Genomic DNA, 16,301 nt, shown 5'->3' on the forward strand with positions numbered 1-16,301 from the left:
GCAGATGATGCAGAGGATGTGGCGCAGATGGGTGGCCGGTGGCGCGCTGCTGTGCGGGCTGGCGATGTGCCCCGCGCAGGCCGCCTTTGAACTGGTGGCGTTGGGCAGCGGCGGCGGGCTGAACGGCGATAACCTGAACGCCTATCTTATCCGCCATGAGCGCGATGCGCGCTATGTTGCGCTGGACGCCGGCACCACCCTGCCGGGGATCGCCCGGGCGCTTGAGCTGGGGGGCGTTTCCGACGGTGAGCGCCGCGCGCGCCGCGCCCTGGACGCCGCAGGGCTATGTGCTGAGAGAGCTCATTGCCGCCTACTTCATCAGCCATCCCCACCTGGATCACGTCGCCGGCCTGCTGCTGGCGGCGCCGGAGGATAGCCATAAGCCGATCTACACCCTGGCGGACAGCGCCGATACCCTGCGCAATCACTATTTTAACTGGAAGAGCTGGCCGAACTTCAGCGATGCCGGGCAAGGGCAGCGGCTGGGTACCTACCGGATCCACAGCGTCCGCCCGGGGCAGCGCTTTACGCTGGGCGTCAGCGGTCTGCGCGGGGTGGTCTACCCGCTCAGCCACGGCGGAGAGACGTCGTCGATGATCCTGCTGGAGCGAGAGGGGGAGTACGTGGCGTACTTTGGCGATACCGGCGCCGATCGGATAGAGAACAGCCAGCGCTTGGATCACATCTGGCGCCGGCTGGGGCCGCTGGTGGCCAGCCGGGCGCTAAAGGGGATCATCATTGAGACCTCCTTCAGCGACGAGGTGCCCGAGACGCGGCTGTTTGGGCACCTAACCCCGGCGCTGCTGAACCAGGAGATGATCAATCTGTCCCGCTACAGCGGTGGCACGGCGGCGCTGGCGGGTCTGCCGGTGGTGATATCGCATATCAAGCCGTCGCTGCGGGCCGGCGCCGCGGCGGAGCAGCAGATCATGGCGCAGCTGGCGGCCGGGAACCGCAGCGGCGTGGCGTTTCGCCATCTGCGCCAGGGGGAGCGGACGCGGTTTGCCGGAGGGGATGAGTAGCGTATTATCCGCAGTACGATCGATGACGGCGGCAGGCGAACTGCCCGGGAGACCCCATGGATAATTTGGTTTTGGAGCAGCGGATTAACCGGTTGCTCGACGTAGACAGTATGCAGGATTACGCCCCCAACGGCCTGCAGGTGGAGGGGCGTCGCGAGGTGCGGCGTATCGTTACCGGCGTGACCGCCTGTCAGGCGCTGCTGGATGCCGCCGTGGCGGCCGAGGCCGATGCGGTGCTGGTTCACCACGGATACTTTTGGAAGAGCGAGGCCCCGACGGTACGCGGGATGCGGCGGCAGCGCCTGAAAACGCTGCTGGCTAACGACATCAATCTATACGCCTATCATCTGCCGCTGGATGCCCATCCCGAGCTGGGCAATAACGCCCAGCTGGCGCGGAGGCTAAAGATCGCTCCGCATGGGCTGATTGCGCCGCTGTTGCCCTATGGCGAGCTGGAGAGCCCCTGCAGCGCCGGAGAGCTGGCGGGACGTCTGGAGCGTAAGCTGCACCACGGCGTTCTGCACTGCGGCGATAGCGGGCCCGCGCTGATCCGGCGCGTGGCCTGGTGCAGCGGCGGTGGGCAGGGATTTATTGAGCAGGCGGCGACCTTTGGCGTCGATGCGTTTATCAGCGGTGAGGTGTCCGAGCAGACGATTCACGTTGCCCGCGAGATGGGCATTCACTTCTTTGCCGCCGGCCATCACGCCACCGAGCGCGACGGCGTTCGGGCGCTGGGGGAGTGGTTGGCCCGAGAGCATGCGCTGGACGTCACCTTTATCGATATCGCCAATCCCGCATAGCCGGGCGGCGCGGCGGGCGCTTCCCGCCGCGTGAGTGCCGTCATAATACCAAACCAATACCATGGCGCGCTGCCCTAATATAATCGGTCGCGATATTCCGTCATTAGCCTAAACGGCGCTGACCGATCGCCGGATGCAGGCTGAGAGGGCGCCTGAGGGTATCTCAGTATGATAAAAATAAGATTATGAGAGTTATTATTTTCCCAATGATTGCGCGTATGACGTTAGGTTATTCCTAGCGTCTCGCAGTTGCATTTCAACTGACGCTGAAGCATAATCCGAAGAATCTGTAGCCCACTTAACCTCCTGTCGATAAACAGAAAAGTGTTTATTTTCCTCCGTCAGACGAACGCACTACCACCGCGCGTTCTACCTTACTTAGCGTCGCAGATGCTAAAATCTCAGTATATTGGACGGGGTTATTATGTTATGGTCAATAACATGGATTCACGGCGGAGTTAATCGCTCTGCTGGATTGTATTCGGATATTTTCTTAGTAAATGAAATATAGGATTGTAGTGGCACGCGTCAGCGTAGGGTAAGGCACCGTTTGGCTTACGCTGAGTTACGTGGTGGGTGTGTACACAGGCGGGGCGTTAAAGGACAGAAAATGTTTGAGATTTTTGATGTTGACTACCAGTCTCTGTCAAGAACGACATCAACAGAGCTATTTTCCCTGCGTAAGGGGACGTTTAAGGATCGGCTCAATTGGGCGGTAACCTGCAGCGATGGGATGGAGTTCGATGAGTATGACAGCGAGCATACAACCTATCTGCTGGGGGTGAAGGATAACGATGTGGTGTGCAGCGTACGCTTAATTGAAACCTGTCATCACAACATGATTGTCGGCACGTTTTTCCGCTACTTTGAGAAAGGCGAGATCCCGGCCAGCAGCCAGTTTTTTGAATCCAGCCGCTTCTTTGTCGATAAGCGTCGCGCCCGCACTCTGCTGGGCAATCAATATCCGCTGTGTCATCTCCTGTTTCTCGCCATGATTAACTATACGATGGCCTCTGGTCACCGTGGTATTTATACGATTGTTAGCCATTCGATGCTGCGGATTTTGACCCGCTCCGGCTGGAATATTACCGTAGTCGAGCGCGGCGTGTCGGAGAAGGCGCAGGATATCTATCTAGTCTATTTGCCGACGGATGCGGCCAACCAGCGTCTGCTGATGGAGCGAATTAATCAGGATCAGCCTTTTGATGAGGAGGCCCTGCAGAGTTGGCCTCTGGTGCTGAAGGCCGATACGCTCAGCCCTCAATCGGCTTAATCAGCTGCAGCTCAACGCCAAGCCGGATCGCGTGCTTGGCGTTTAATACCCCCAGCTTTTTGACCACGTTGCCAATGTGAAACTTGACGGTGCCGGTTTTAATGCCGAGGATCAGCGCAATTTCTTGGTAGGTTTTCCCCATGCTAGCCCAGTACAGAATTTCATTCTCACGTGTGGAGAAAATGTTCTCTATTGGCTCTTTTTTACTGTAGTAGTGCTGTGCGGTAATTTGGCGCTGGCCATTCATAAAGCGCTCATGGGCATCGATCAGCAGCATTTGCAGGACGCCTCTGCTGCGCTCAATCTCCGCCAGTCCACGATCGTCGACCATCAGTGAAAGCATCGCCAGCTGATTATCTGCATCATGCAGTACAAAGGTGTAGCCTCTGCTCACCTGGTATTTCTTGGAAAGATTAAAAATTTTCGAGAGGTTCAGCTTCGAGTTGACGGTGATCTTCTCATCCCACAGGAAGGGGGATACTCGGCGCAGGGCGGAGATCACCACCGGATCGATGTGCTGATAATGGTGCTCTTTATACAGCGTCACCCATTCATCTGGGTAATTGGAGATGATGATAATGTCCGATGGATTTTTCTTGTTGAGCAATAAATAAGCAAACTGAGTGTGGCCGTAAGCGACCAGTGACCGATCGATAAATTGCTTGATCTCTCTTGTCAGGCTCTCATTATCAGCAAACACGCTCGTTTCTTCTCTCAATCACCTTATCGCGAAAGATATACAGTAATACGTTCCGCTGTTAATTACATCCTCTATCTTACGTGTCAACGGGAATTTTACATAGCCAACAGAGGGGTATCCGCATGATAGCTATACCTTAGTCTAACTAGACGCTATCGGCAGATGTCAATAGAATTACAACCAGGCCGAAAAGGTAAAAAAAAACCTGATTCATCGCTGAATCAGGTTGCCAATTTCGGCCAACACCAGGGAATACGACGCAATCAGGCTGATACTTTCCGTGTCATATAAATAGAGAAGGTACACCTGATTGACTCACTGCGTATTGCAACCTGCCCTACGCATATATATTCAAACAGACGGAATATATCCTCATTCTGCTTCCGCTCCGTACTGTCATGGATAGCTTACATAAAAATTTCTGCGGAATATAGACCCCTTGCTATTTTTTTTCTGTAATTTACAAAATAACAGAAAAAAAGCCGCGATTATCCCCTTTGTTACTGATCGTTTTTAGAGCATAATTATTATTAGTGTTTGATATTAAAAGACTTTAATAATAAAAGCGTCGGCTTTCGTCACCAAAGTCAGCGAATGATTTGCATGTTATTTACCATGAAATATTGCATCTTTGATGTAAATGAATAGTAAAAAATCATGTTTTTATTAATTCAGTACTAAAAAAGATCATTCATTTACGAATGATCTTATTTAATTGTCTACTAATGGTATTATCGCCCGCTATTCGCCGCGGGAGCGAATCAGTTCTTTTTGACGAATTCTGACTTGAGCTTCATCGGGCCAAAGCCGTCGATTTTGCAATCGATGTTATGATCGCCTTCGACCAGGCGAATGTTTTTGACCTTCGTGCCGATCTTCAGCATTGAGGAGCTGCCCTTGACCTTCAGATCTTTGATCACGGTGACGCTGTCGCCGTCCGCCAGCAGGTTGCCGTTGGCGTCTTTGACGATCAGGGTCTCCTCTTCCGCGCTCTCGGCGGCGGCGTCATTCCACTCATAGGCGCACTCTGGGCAGACATACATATCATTGTCCTGATAGGTGTATTCAGAATGGCACTTCGGGCAGTGTGGCAGTTGCATGTTATGGCCTCGCAAAAGTAAAAACCGCCGGGAAGGGCCCTGAGTGACAGGAGCGCCGGGCGGTGAAAAGAAGTGAAAACAAACAATACGCCCGTATTATAATCCATCTATCATTATTTTTGTTAAAAAATCTTTTTATCCCCCTCGTGTAGGGCAGGTAAACATCTGTTTTTATGGCGATGATTTGTATTTTTTAGCATTAAAATCAATATATTGTTTTTGTCTTCTGCAGATTGTCGTGGAAATGTTTGCTTTTCACTTCATTACACTGAAATATGCTGCTTCCTGATCAGTCAAAGCGCCGCAGGTAGATATTTTGATCGTAGCGTACGCCGTCAAGCTCCTCGCTGCGGCGGCGCGTCTCGACCAGCGTGAAGCCGTTGCGCAGGGCGACGGCGTTGCTGCGTTGGTTGATGACCATGCACTGAATGACAAAGCGGGTGACCAGGCCCTGCGCCACGCAGTGGTACATCAGGGCCTGCAGGGCGGTGGAGATGAGCCCTTTTCCCTGATGGGCTCGATCGATCCAGTAGCCGATCGGCGCGCAGCGGCGTTCGCGATCGATGCTGTTAAGGGAGATCAGCCCGATGCAGCGCTGGCGGTAAACAATGACATAGTGGCGCGCGCTTCCCGCTCGGTGGGCATCGGCCTGGGCACGCAGGGTCTGCAGCGTGTTATCGATATGCACCATACTGTGGGGCCAGGGCATAAAGCGGGTGAGGTGATCGCGGTTGTTGTCGACCAGCGTGAAGAGGGCGCGGGCAAAGCGCGGGTGCGCTGGGATCAGCGCCAGATCGGGGCCGGCCTGCAGGGCGGTGTGATACATGGAAGCTCCTGTATGGGCGCACCCTGGGCGCGCCGTCGGCCTGTCAGTATAGCGCTTGTCGGCGGCATCGGGGCAGCCAAAAGGCGCTGCCGTGCGACGGGGTTGAAAACGGCCGTCGCGCCGCCACTTAGGTATACCCGACTCCGCGGCGTAGCGGTAGGAGGCTCACGCCTGCGCAGGGCTGGGGATATCCATTTTCGGCCACGTTGCCAAACATACATCATCAGGGGGCATATATGCCGGAGGGACCAGAAATTCGCCGGGCGGCAGATGGGCTGCGCGCCGCGGTCGGGGGAGAGACGCTGACCCAGGTCTGGTTTGGCGCGCCGTCGCTGCAGCGCCACGCCGCCGGACTGGTGGGCTGTCAGATTACGGCGATCGAGACGCGCGGCAAAGCGCTGCTGATCCACTTCTCCAGCGGCATGAGTATGTACAGTCACAATCAGCTGTACGGCGTCTGGCGGGTGGCCGCCGCCGGCGAGACGCCGCCGACGCCGCGCTCGCTGCGTGTGCGCCTGGAGACCGCCGAGCGGGCTATCCTGCTCTACAGCGCCTCTGATATTCAGCTGGCGCCGCGGGCGCAGATCCTCCGCCACCCCTTTTTACTGCGCATCGGCCCCGACGTGCTGGATCCCGCCCTAACGGAGGCGCAGGTACGCGAGCGTCTGTGCTCGCCGGCGTTTCGCCGCCGCCAGCTGGGGGGGCTGCTGCTGGATCAGCGCTTTCTGGCCGGACTGGGGAACTACCTGCGGGTGGAGATCCTGTGGCAGGTGGGGCTGTCGCCGCAGCGGCGGGCGACGGAGCTGAGTCCGGCGCAGCTGACATCGCTCTGCCATGCGCTGCTGGCGCTGCCGCGTCTCTCCTATGCCACGCGTGGTCAGGCCGACGAGGGGCATCACCACGGGGCGCTGTTCCGCTTTCGGGTATTTCATCGCGCGGGGGAGGCATGTGAACGCTGCGGGACGACGCTCATCCGCGCGCAGGCGGCGTCGCGTCCGTTTTACGGCTGTCCGCGCTGCCAGGAGGGGCTGGAAGAGACGCAGGAAGGAGAAACCGGCGGGCGTCGTTCCCGCCGGGAGGACGATTAACGCTGATCCAGCCGTGAGCTGAAGTCGCGGCGCGTATAGCCGGTATACAGCTGGCGTGGGCGGGCGATCTTCAGGCCGTCCTCGTGCATTTCATTCCAGTGGGCTATCCAGCCGACGGTGCGCGCGATGGCGAAGATGACGGTGAACATGCTGGAGGGGATCCCCATGGCCTTCAGGATGATGCCGGAGTAGAAGTCGACGTTGGGGTAGAGCTTTTTCTCGATGAAGTAGGGATCGTTCAGCGCGATGTGCTCCAGCTCCAGGGCCACCTCCAGCAGATCGTCATTCATACCCAGCTCATTGAGCACCTCATGGCAGGTTTCGCGCATCACGGTGGCGCGCGGATCGTAGTTTTTATAGACCCGGTGTCCAAAGCCCATCAGACGGAACGCATCATTCTTATCCTTGGCGCGCTTGATAAAGGCCGGAATGTGCTCCACGCTGCGGATCTCTTCCAGCATCTTCAGGCAGGCCTCGTTGGCGCCGCCGTGGGCGGGTCCCCACAGCGAGGCGATACCGGCGGCGATGCAGGCGAAGGGGTTGGCGCCGGAGGAGCCGGCGGTGCGCACGGTCGAGGTGGAGGCATTCTGCTCGTGGTCGGCGTGCAGGATCAGGATGCGATCCATCGCGCGCTCCAGCACCGGGTTGACCACGTACTCTTCGCACGGCGTCGCGAACATCATACGCAGGAAGTTGCCGGCGTAGGAGAGGTTATTCTGCGGGTAGATAAAGGGCTGTCCCAGCGAGTATTTGTAGCACATGGCCGCGACGGTCGGCATCTTGGAGAGCAGGCGGAATGCGGCGATCTCTCGGTGGCGCTCGTTGCTGATGTCCAGCGAGTCATGGTAAAACGCGGCCAGCGCACCGGTAACGCCGCACATGACGGCCATCGGGTGAGAGTCGCGGCGGAATCCCTGCAGCAGACGGGTGATCTGCTCGTGGATCATGGTGTGGCGGGTGACGGTGCTCTTGAAGACATCGTATTCCGCCTGCTCAGGCGCCTCGCCGTACAGCAGAATGTAGCACACCTCTAGAAAAGATGAGTTTTTAGCCAGCTGGTCGATGGGATAGCCGCGGTGCAGCAGGATCCCCTCATCGCCGTCAATATAGGTAATTTTGGATTCGCAGGAGGCCGTGGAGGTGAATCCCGGGTCAAAGGTGAAGTAGCCCTGGCTACCCAGCTTGCGAATATCGATCTCTTCATTTCCTAACGTCCCCGCGAGGACATCGAGCTCTATATGCTCTGCGCCCACCGTCAGCGTTGCTTTCTTCTCTGCCATACAGCCTCCTTGGGTACTGCTATTTTTAGACTCATTAACGATGCACAGGGTGCAGCGCGGTAAGCTTTCCTGGCATGTGATGATCGGCATCCGGCCCTGCGGCGTCAGACCCTGCGGGGTCAGCCTCTGTCACGATAGCCACGCTGTTGCCGTTACTCGTTGTTAAAAATATGCTTCCAAAACTGCGCGCTGATTATGATTATTATGTTGACGGTATGGAAAAGGGTTTCCCGATCGACCGCCTAACGTTTTCTCATAGGAACGCCGCGTGGGCAACATCTAATCATAGTGCACAGTTTTAATCCTTTCATTGTTGCTAAAATGTTACGGTTTTGTCTGTAAATCCAGTTTATTTATTAACCTCTGGTGAATGCGTGACCGCTGTCACTGTTCCAGTTAAATGTTATTAATCATTTTGTGTTGTAATTGTAATCAATTTGTATCGACCCTATACTGCCGCCAGGTCTCCGGGACTTACCCTCGGGTGAGAGCACCTGCCGTGGAGCACCCAGCAGCAAACCCCCCGTTGCAGTCAGGCCCGCCCGCCGCCGGCCCGCTGCGTCAGCCCCGTGGGATTTGCGCCGCTGCTTGATACCGCCCCAGGTCCGGAGGAGGAAAATAATAAGAGCTATGTGGGCAAAATTGTGAAAAAACAAAGACCTGTCAATCTGGATTTGCCAACAATCCGCTTTCCTGTTACCGCGATTGCGTCAATCTTGCACCGCGTCAGCGGCGTCGCCGTCTTCATCGCTATCGGCATTCTACTGTGGCTGCTCGGCCTCTCCCTCTCCTCCGCCGACGGGTTTGCACAGGCCGCGGCGCTGCTGAATAGCGCGCTGGCCAGGCTGGTGCTGTGGGGCATCCTGACGGCGCTGGCCTATCACCTCTGCGGCGGGATCCGTCACCTGCTGATGGACTTTGGTTATCTCGAGGAGAGCTTTAGCGTGGGGTGCCGCTCGGCGCAGCTGGCGTTTGCCGCGACCGTGCTGCTCTCCGTCTGCGCGGGGGTATGGGTATGGTAAGCAACGCATCGGCGCTGGGGCGCAACGGTATTCAGGATTGGCTGCTGCTGCGCGCATCCGCCATCATCATCACGCTGTACGTTATCTATCTGCTGGCCTTCGTGGCCGGCGCAGGCCCGCTCAACTATACGCTGTGGCTTGATTTCTTCTCTTCGCGGATCACCCAGGTGTTTACCCTGCTGACCCTGCTGTGCATCCTGATCCACGCCTGGATTGGGATGTGGCAGGTGCTGACCGACTACGTCAAGCCGCTGGCGCTGCGTCTGGTGCTGCAGCTGGCGATCGTGGTGGTCCTGGTGATCTATCTGGTTTACGGAACATTGGTTGTGTGGGGGATATAGATGAAGCTGCCAGTCAGAGAGTTCGACGCCGTCGTGATCGGCGCCGGTGGAGCAGGGATGCGCGCGGCGCTGCAGATTTCTCAGGCGGGGTTTCGCTGCGCACTGCTGTCCAAAGTGTTTCCGACCCGCTCCCACACCGTTTCGGCCCAGGGCGGGATCACCGTCGCGCTGGGCAATACCCATGAAGACAACTGGGAATGGCACATGTATGACACCGTGAAGGGGTCAGACTATATCGGCGATCAGGACGCGATTGAATATATGTGCAAAACCGGCCCGGATGCCGTGCTGGAGCTGGAGCACATGGGGCTGCCGTTTTCACGCCTGGAGGATGGACGCATCTACCAGCGGCCGTTTGGCGGCCAGTCGAAGAACTTTGGCGGGGAGCAGGCCGCGCGCACCGCGGCGGCGGCGGATCGCACCGGTCATGCGCTGCTGCATACCCTGTATCAACAGAATCTGAAGAATCACACCACGATCTTCTCCGAGTGGTACGCGCTGGATCTGGTGAAGAATCAGGATGGCGCCATCGTCGGCTGTACGGCGCTGTGCATTGAGAGCGGCGAGGTGGTCTACTTCAAGGCGCGTGCCACCATTCTGGCCACCGGCGGCGCCGGACGCATCTATCAGTCGACCACCAACGCCCACATCAACACCGGCGACGGCGTCGGCATGGCGCTGCGCGCCGGGGTGCCGCTGCAGGACATGGAGATGTGGCAGTTTCACCCGACCGGGATCGCCGGCGCCGGCGTGCTGGTGACCGAAGGCTGCCGCGGCGAAGGGGGCTACCTGCTAAACAAGCACGGCGAGCGCTTTATGGAGCGCTATGCGCCCAACGCCAAGGATCTGGCCGGCCGCGACGTGGTGGCGCGATCGATCATGATAGAGATCCGCGAAGGGCGCGGCTGCGATGGCCCCTGGGGGCCTCACGCTAAGCTGAAGCTTGACCACCTGGGGAAAGAGGTGCTGGAGTCCCGCCTGCCGGGGATCCTGGAGCTGTCGCGCACCTTTGCCCACGTCGATCCGGTCAAGGAACCGATACCGGTGATCCCGACCTGCCACTACATGATGGGGGGGATTCCGACCCGCATCAGCGGACAGGCGCTGACCCTGGACGCCAGCGGCGCCGACCGGGTGATCCCCGGGCTGTTCGCCGTCGGTGAGATCGCCTGTGTTTCGGTACACGGCGCCAACCGGCTGGGCGGCAACTCGCTGCTGGATCTGGTGGTGTTTGGCCGCTCGGCCGGCCTGCATTTGGAGGAGAGTCTGCGTGAGCAGGGGCCGCTGCGCGACGCCGGCGAGTCAGACGTCGAGGCCAGCCTGGCGCGGCTTGAGCGCTGGAACGGCACCCGTAACGGAGAGGATCCGGTGCAGATCCGCAAAGATCTGCAGTCCTGTATGCAGCATAACTTCTCGGTATTCCGCGAAGGCGAGGCGATGGCGCAGGGGCTGGCCGAGCTGAAGACGATCCGCGAGCGCCTGGATCACGCCCGTCTGGACGATACCTCCAGTGAATTTAATACCCAGCGCATCGAGTGTCTGGAGCTGGACAACCTGATGGCGACGGCCTTCGCCACCGCGATGGCCGCCAACTACCGCACAGAAAGCCGCGGGGCACACAGCCGCTTTGACTTCCCGGAGCGCGATGACGCCAACTGGCTGTGCCATACCCTGTACCTGCCGGAGAGTGAGAGCATGGTGCAACGCCGCGTCAACATGCAGCCCCGGCTGCGCGCGGCCTTCCCGCCGAAGGTGCGTACTTACTGATTTGCCGAGGAGCAGGTAATGAAACTCGAATTTTCTATTTACCGTTACAACCCGGACGTGGATAGCGCGCCGCGCATGCAGGATTATACCCTGGAGGCGGAAGAGGGGCGTGACATGATGCTGCTGGATGCGCTGATCCAGCTGAAAGAGCAGGATCCGACCCTGGCCTTTCGCCGTTCCTGCCGCGAGGGAGTGTGCGGTTCGGATGGGGTCAACATGAACGGCCAGAATGGTCTGGCCTGCATCACCCCGCTCTCGGCCCTGCGCCGGGGGGGAAAGAAAATCGTCATTCGCCCGCTGCCGGGGCTGCCGGTGGTGCGCGATCTGGTGGTGGACATGGGCCAGTTTTATGCCCAGTACGAAAAGATCAAGCCCTACCTGATTAACGATGGCCGAACGCCGCCGGCGCGCGAGCATCTGCAGTCGCCGGAGGAGCGCGCCAGGCTGGACGGGCTGTATGAGTGCATCCTGTGCGCCTGCTGCTCTACCGCCTGCCCATCCTTCTGGTGGAACCCGGACAAGTTTGTCGGTCCCTCCGGGCTGCTGGCGGCCTACCGCTTCCTGATCGATAGCCGCGACACGGCGACGGCGCCGCGCCTCGACGCGCTGGACGACGCTTTCAGCGTATTCCGCTGCCACGGCATCATGAACTGTGTCAGCGTATGCCCGAAGGGGCTAAACCCGACGCGCGCGATTGGTCACATTAAATCCATGCTGCTGCAGCGCGGAGCCTGAGGGGCATAAAAGCATAGAATTCCGCGCGATACGCCGGATAATGGTCTCGCGCTCTCTCGGTCTGTCGCGACGGGGAGCGCCAGGAAAGCGAGAAGGCGCCCACAGAGGCGCTCAGAATGTCAGCGGGGTTATCACCGGGTGACGCCCGCGCTGGCCATCTCGATAATTTTTTTTAATAACATTCAGTTAATACAAGAATATCTGTTAAAAATAAGATATTCACCACGGCGAATAACAGGCTTTACGAGCTTAAGGGATCACAATGCAGAACGGCACCATGAAGGCCTGGCTGGATTCCTCCTATCTGGCGGGCGCGAACCAGTCATACATAGAGCAACTGTATGAGGACTATTTGACCGACCCCGATTCAGTGGAGGGGAGCTGGAAAACCCTTTTTCAACAACTTCCGGTTAATGGACTGCCGCCGGATCAGCTGCACTCCCAGACCCGGGAGTACTTCCGCCGCCTGGCCAAAGATCCGACGCGCTTCGGCCTCGCGTTCAACGATCCGCAGACCGACGTCAAGCAGGTGAAGGTGCTGCAGCTGATCAATGCCTTTCGCTTCCGCGGTCATCAGCAGGCCAACCTCGATCCGCTCGGACTGTGGAAACAGGAGCCGGTCGCCGATCTCGACCCGGCGTTTCATCATCTGACGCCGGAGGATTTCAACGAAACCTTTAACGTCGGCTCATTCGCCATCGGCAGCGATACCCTGCGCCTGGCGGATCTCTACCGGGCGCTGCAGCAGACCTACTGCGGCACCATCGGCGCAGAATATATGCACCTGACCAACACCGACGAGAAGCGCTGGCTACAGCAGCGACTGGAGTCGGTGATGGGGCAGCCAGCGTTTAGCCCGCAGGAGAAGCGCCGCTTTCTGCAGGAGCTGACCGCCGCCGAGGGGCTGGAGCGCTATCTGGGCGCCAAGTTCCCGGGAGCCAAGCGCTTTTCGCTGGAGGGGGGCGATGCGCTGATCCCGATGCTGAAAGAGCTGATCCGCCACGCCGGGCGCAACGGTACCCGTGAAGTGGTGCTGGGAATGGCGCACCGCGGGCGTCTGAATGTGCTGATTAACGTCCTGGGCAAGAGCGCCGGCGAGCTATTTGACGAGTTTGCCGGCAAGCATAAGGATCATCTGGGCACCGGCGACGTGAAGTACCACATGGGCTTTTCGTCGGATATGGAGACGGAGGGCGGCCCGGTGCACCTGGCGCTGGCCTTTAACCCGTCGCACCTGGAGATCGTCAGTCCGGTGGTGATGGGATCGGTGCGCGCGCGCCGCGATCGCCTGGATCGCACCCGCAGCGACATCGTGCTGCCTATCACCATCCACGGCGATGCGGCCGTCGCCGGCCAGGGCATCGTTCAGGAGACGCTGAACATGTCCCAGGCGCGCGGCTATGAGGTGGGCGGCACGGTGCGCATCGTGATCAATAACCAGATCGGTTTTACCACCTCAAACCCGCTGGATGCCCGCTCGACTCAGTACTGTACCGACATCGGCAAGATGGTGCAGGCGCCGATCTTCCACGTCAACGCCGACGATCCGGAGGCGGTGGCCTTTGTCACTCGGCTGGCGCTCGATTTCCGCAACTGCTTTAAGCGCGACGTCTTTATCGATCTGGTGTGCTACCGCCGCCACGGCCATAACGAGGCGGATGAGCCGAGCGCCACCCAGCCGGTGATGTATCAGAAGATCAAAAAGCACCCGACGCCGCGCAAGCTGTACGCCGATCGCCTGACGGAGCAGGGGGCGATCACCCTGGAGGACGCCACCGAGATGGTCAACCTCTATCGCGATGCCCTGGACGGCGGCGGCTGCGTCGTGGCGGAGTGGCGCCCGATGACCATGCACAGCGTAGCCTGGGATCCCTATCTGCACCACGAATGGGATGAGCCGTATCCCCATGCGGTGGCGCCGCAGCGCCTGCAGGATCTGGCGCGCAGTATCAGCCGGGTGCCGGAGGCGGTAGAGATGCAGGCGCGGGTAGCCAAAATCTACGCCGATCGCGCCGAAATGGCCGAGGGCGAGCGCCCCTTCGACTGGGGCGGGGCGGAAAACTTGGCCTATGCCACGCTGGTGGATGAGGGCATTCCGGTGCGTATCTCCGGCGAGGACTGCGGCCGCGGCACCTTCTTCCACCGTCACGCGGTGATCCACAGCCAAAGGGATGGCGCGGTGTATGTGCCGCTGGAGAACGTGCACAACGGCCAGGGGGATTTTAAGGTGTGGGACTCGGTGCTGTCCGAGGCGGCGGTGCTGGCCTTTGAGTATGGCTACGCTAGCGCCGAGCCGCGTACCCTGACGATCTGGGAGGCGCAGTTCGGTGATTTCGCCAACGGGGCCCAGGTGGTTATCGATCAGTTCATCAGCTCCGGCGAGCAGAAGTGGGGACGCCTGTGCGGCTTGGTCATGCTGCTGCCGCACGGCTATGAGGGGCAGGGGCCGGAGCACTCCTCCGCTCGCCTGGAGCGTTACCTGCAGCTGTGCGCCCAGCAGAATATCCAGGTCTGCATCCCCTCTACGCCGGCGCAGGTTTACCACATGCTGCGCCGTCAGGCGCTGCGCGCCATGCGCCGCCCGCTGGTGGTGATGTCGCCGAAGTCCTTGCTGCGCCATCCGCTGGCGGTCTCTTCGCTGGAGGATCTGGCGCAGGGCAGCTTCCAGCCGGCGATCGGGGAGATCGATCCCCTCGATGCCCTGCGGGTGAAGCGGGTGGTGATGTGCTCCGGTAAGGTGTACTACGATCTGCTGGAGCAGCGGCGGAAGAATGGCCAGGACAACGTGGCGATCATCCGCATCGAACAGCTCTACCCGTTCCCTCATCAGGCGGTGCAGGCGGTGCTGGCGCCCTATACCCAGGCGCGCGATTTTATCTGGTGCCAGGAGGAGCCGCTCAATCAGGGGGCCTGGTACTGCAGTCAGCATAACTTCCGTGAGGTGATCCCTTTCGGCGCGGTGCTGCGCTACGCCGGCCGTCCGGCGTCGGCCTCGCCGGCGGTGGGATATCTGTCGGTTCACCGCGAGCAGCAGCAGGCGCTGGTGGACGATGCCCTGAATGTGGAATAAAGGGTGCGGGCGCTGCCGCCCGTATTCGCGACACGTATTAATACAAGGATAAACAATGAGCAGCGTAGAAATTCTGGTTCCCGATCTGCCTGAATCCGTCGCCGACGCCACGGTCGCCACCTGGCATAAGCAGGTGGGCGACAGCATCGCCCGCGATGAGGTCATCGTCGAGATCGAGACGGACAAAGTAGTTCTGGAGGTGCCGGCGGCGGAGGCCGGCGTGTTGGAGGCTATCCTGGAGCCGGAGGGCACGACGGTAACGGCGCGTCAGCTGCTGGGGCGGCTGCGTCCGGCCGACGTAAGCGGCGTTACGATTAGCGCAGGTGCGCAGGCGGCGCAGACGACGCCAGCCGAGCGCCATACCGCCGCTTTGGAGACGGGCAGCAGTGATGCCCTGAGTCCTGCGGTGCGCCGTCTGGTCGCCGAGCACGGCGTGGATCCGTCATCGCTGCAGGGCAGCGGCGTCGGCGGGCGTCTGACGCGAGAGGATGTCACCAGGCATCTGGCCGGGCAACCGAGCGTGGCGCCGGTCGCCGCGCCGTCTCAGGCCGCCGCACCGCGGAGCGCGGAGCGTGAGAAGCGGGTGCCCATGACCCGCCTGCGCAAGCGGGTGGCCGAACGCCTGCTGGAGGCGAAGAACAGCACCGCGATGTTGACCACCTTTAACGAAGTGAACATGAAGCCGATCATGGATCTGCGCAGCCAGTACGGCGAGGCGTTTGAAAAACGCCACGGCGTGCGCCTGGGCTTTATGTCTTTTTATATCAAGGCGGTATTGGAGGCGTTGAAGCGCTATCCGGAGGTGAACGCCGCCCTTGACGGCGAAGAGGTGGTCTACCACAACTACTTCGATATCAGCATTGCGGTATCGACGCCGCGCGGGCTGGTGACGCCGGTGATCCGCGATGTCGATACCCTGAGCATGGCGGACATCGAAAAACAGATTAAGGCGCTGGCGCTGAAGGGGCGCGACGGCAAGCTGACGGTGGAGGAGCTGACCGGCGGTAACTTTACCATTACCAACGGCGGCGTATTCGGCTCCCTGATGTCCACGCCGATTATCAACCCGCCGCAGAGCGCCATCTTGGGCATGCATGCCATTAAGGATCGCCCGATGGCGGTCAACGGCCAGGTGGTGATCCTGCCGATGATGTACCTGGCGCTCTCGTATGACCACCGGCAGATTGACGGGCGTGAGTCCGTGGGCTTCCTGGTGACGGTAAAAGAGATGCTGGAAGATCCGGCGCGTCTGCTGCTGGATGTGTAACTCCGTGTAA

The 16,301-nt window shown here is 59.5% G+C and carries 13 protein-coding genes and 1 pseudogene; 10 read left to right on the plus strand and 4 right to left on the minus strand.

What is annotated here, in order from left to right; all coding sequences use genetic code 11:
• The first annotated feature begins 16 nt into the window (after nucleotides 1–16).
• The 3 genes and pseudogenes from QY76_RS07530 (at nucleotide 17) to QY76_RS07540 (ending at nucleotide 3,095) form a co-directional block, all read left to right on the plus strand.
• Nucleotides 17–1,022, plus strand: a pseudogene (locus tag QY76_RS07530) (MBL fold metallo-hydrolase).
• 56 nt (nucleotides 1,023–1,078) lie between these two features.
• Nucleotides 1,079–1,822, plus strand: a complete 744-nt coding sequence (locus QY76_RS07535; protein ID WP_034164206.1) for a type 2 GTP cyclohydrolase I — start codon at nucleotides 1,079–1,081, stop codon at nucleotides 1,820–1,822.
• A gap of 610 nt (nucleotides 1,823–2,432) precedes the next feature.
• On the plus strand, nucleotides 2,433–3,095 hold the full coding sequence (locus tag QY76_RS07540) for an acyl-homoserine-lactone synthase (RefSeq protein ID WP_034164207.1): 663 nt from the start codon (nucleotides 2,433–2,435) through the stop codon (nucleotides 3,093–3,095).
• On the opposite strand, the gene QY76_RS07545 is transcribed toward QY76_RS07540, so the two are convergent.
• The 3 genes from QY76_RS07545 to QY76_RS07555 all read right to left on the minus strand — a co-directional run bounded on the left by QY76_RS07545 (nucleotide 3,076) and on the right by QY76_RS07555 (nucleotide 5,721).
• Nucleotides 3,076–3,795: a LuxR family transcriptional regulator gene (locus QY76_RS07545; RefSeq protein WP_034164208.1), complete on the minus strand. Its 720-nt coding sequence runs from the start codon at nucleotides 3,793–3,795 to the stop codon at nucleotides 3,076–3,078. The genes QY76_RS07540 and QY76_RS07545 overlap by 20 nt on opposite strands.
• Before the next feature lie 761 nt (nucleotides 3,796–4,556).
• Entirely contained in the window at nucleotides 4,557–4,895 is a 339-nt protein-coding gene (locus tag QY76_RS07550; protein ID WP_034164209.1) for a zinc ribbon domain-containing protein YjdM, read from the minus strand.
• A gap of 289 nt (nucleotides 4,896–5,184) precedes the next feature.
• A complete protein-coding gene (locus QY76_RS07555) occupies nucleotides 5,185–5,721 on the minus strand; it encodes a GNAT family N-acetyltransferase (RefSeq protein WP_034164210.1) in 537 nt (178 codons plus the stop codon).
• A gap of 236 nt (nucleotides 5,722–5,957) precedes the next feature.
• Between QY76_RS07555 and nei the strand changes: the two genes are divergently transcribed.
• On the plus strand, nucleotides 5,958–6,809 hold the full coding sequence (nei, locus tag QY76_RS07560; protein WP_034164211.1) for an endonuclease VIII: 852 nt from the start codon (nucleotides 5,958–5,960) through the stop codon (nucleotides 6,807–6,809).
• On the opposite strand, the gene QY76_RS07565 is transcribed toward nei, so the two are convergent.
• The gene (locus QY76_RS07565; RefSeq protein WP_012849416.1) at nucleotides 6,806–8,089 is read right to left on the minus strand and encodes a citrate synthase; all 1,284 of its coding nucleotides are present in this window, start codon (nucleotides 8,087–8,089) and stop codon (nucleotides 6,806–6,808) included. The genes nei and QY76_RS07565 overlap by 4 nt on opposite strands.
• 632 nt (nucleotides 8,090–8,721) lie before the next feature.
• Between QY76_RS07565 and sdhC the strand changes: the two genes are divergently transcribed.
• From sdhC to odhB, 6 genes are all read left to right on the plus strand, one after another.
• The gene (gene sdhC / locus QY76_RS07570; protein WP_034164272.1) at nucleotides 8,722–9,111 is read left to right on the plus strand and encodes a succinate dehydrogenase cytochrome b556 subunit; all 390 of its coding nucleotides are present in this window, start codon (nucleotides 8,722–8,724) and stop codon (nucleotides 9,109–9,111) included.
• The gene (gene sdhD / locus QY76_RS07575) at nucleotides 9,105–9,452 is read left to right on the plus strand and encodes a succinate dehydrogenase membrane anchor subunit (protein WP_034164273.1); all 348 of its coding nucleotides are present in this window, start codon (nucleotides 9,105–9,107) and stop codon (nucleotides 9,450–9,452) included. The genes sdhC and sdhD overlap by 7 nt, the downstream gene beginning before the upstream one ends.
• Nucleotides 9,453–11,219 carry a succinate dehydrogenase flavoprotein subunit gene (gene sdhA, locus QY76_RS07580; protein WP_034164212.1) on the plus strand — a complete coding sequence of 589 codons (1,767 nt, stop codon included), beginning with the start codon at nucleotides 9,453–9,455 and terminating at the stop codon, nucleotides 11,217–11,219. It abuts the gene before it with no gap.
• An 18-nt stretch (nucleotides 11,220–11,237) separates the two neighbouring features.
• On the plus strand, nucleotides 11,238–11,954 hold the full coding sequence (locus QY76_RS07585) for a succinate dehydrogenase iron-sulfur subunit (protein ID WP_034164213.1): 717 nt from the start codon (nucleotides 11,238–11,240) through the stop codon (nucleotides 11,952–11,954).
• A 262-nt stretch (nucleotides 11,955–12,216) separates the two neighbouring features.
• On the plus strand, nucleotides 12,217–15,024 hold the full coding sequence (gene sucA, locus QY76_RS07590) for a 2-oxoglutarate dehydrogenase E1 component (protein WP_034164214.1): 2,808 nt from the start codon (nucleotides 12,217–12,219) through the stop codon (nucleotides 15,022–15,024).
• A 55-nt stretch (nucleotides 15,025–15,079) separates the two neighbouring features.
• Entirely contained in the window at nucleotides 15,080–16,291 is a 1,212-nt protein-coding gene (gene odhB, locus QY76_RS07595) for a 2-oxoglutarate dehydrogenase complex dihydrolipoyllysine-residue succinyltransferase (RefSeq protein WP_045427869.1), read from the plus strand.
• The last annotated feature ends 10 nt before the right edge of the window (nucleotides 16,292–16,301 follow it).

Source organism: Edwardsiella sp. EA181011 (genome assembly GCF_000800725.1).
Taxonomy (GTDB): domain Bacteria; phylum Pseudomonadota; class Gammaproteobacteria; order Enterobacterales; family Enterobacteriaceae; genus Edwardsiella; species Edwardsiella anguillarum.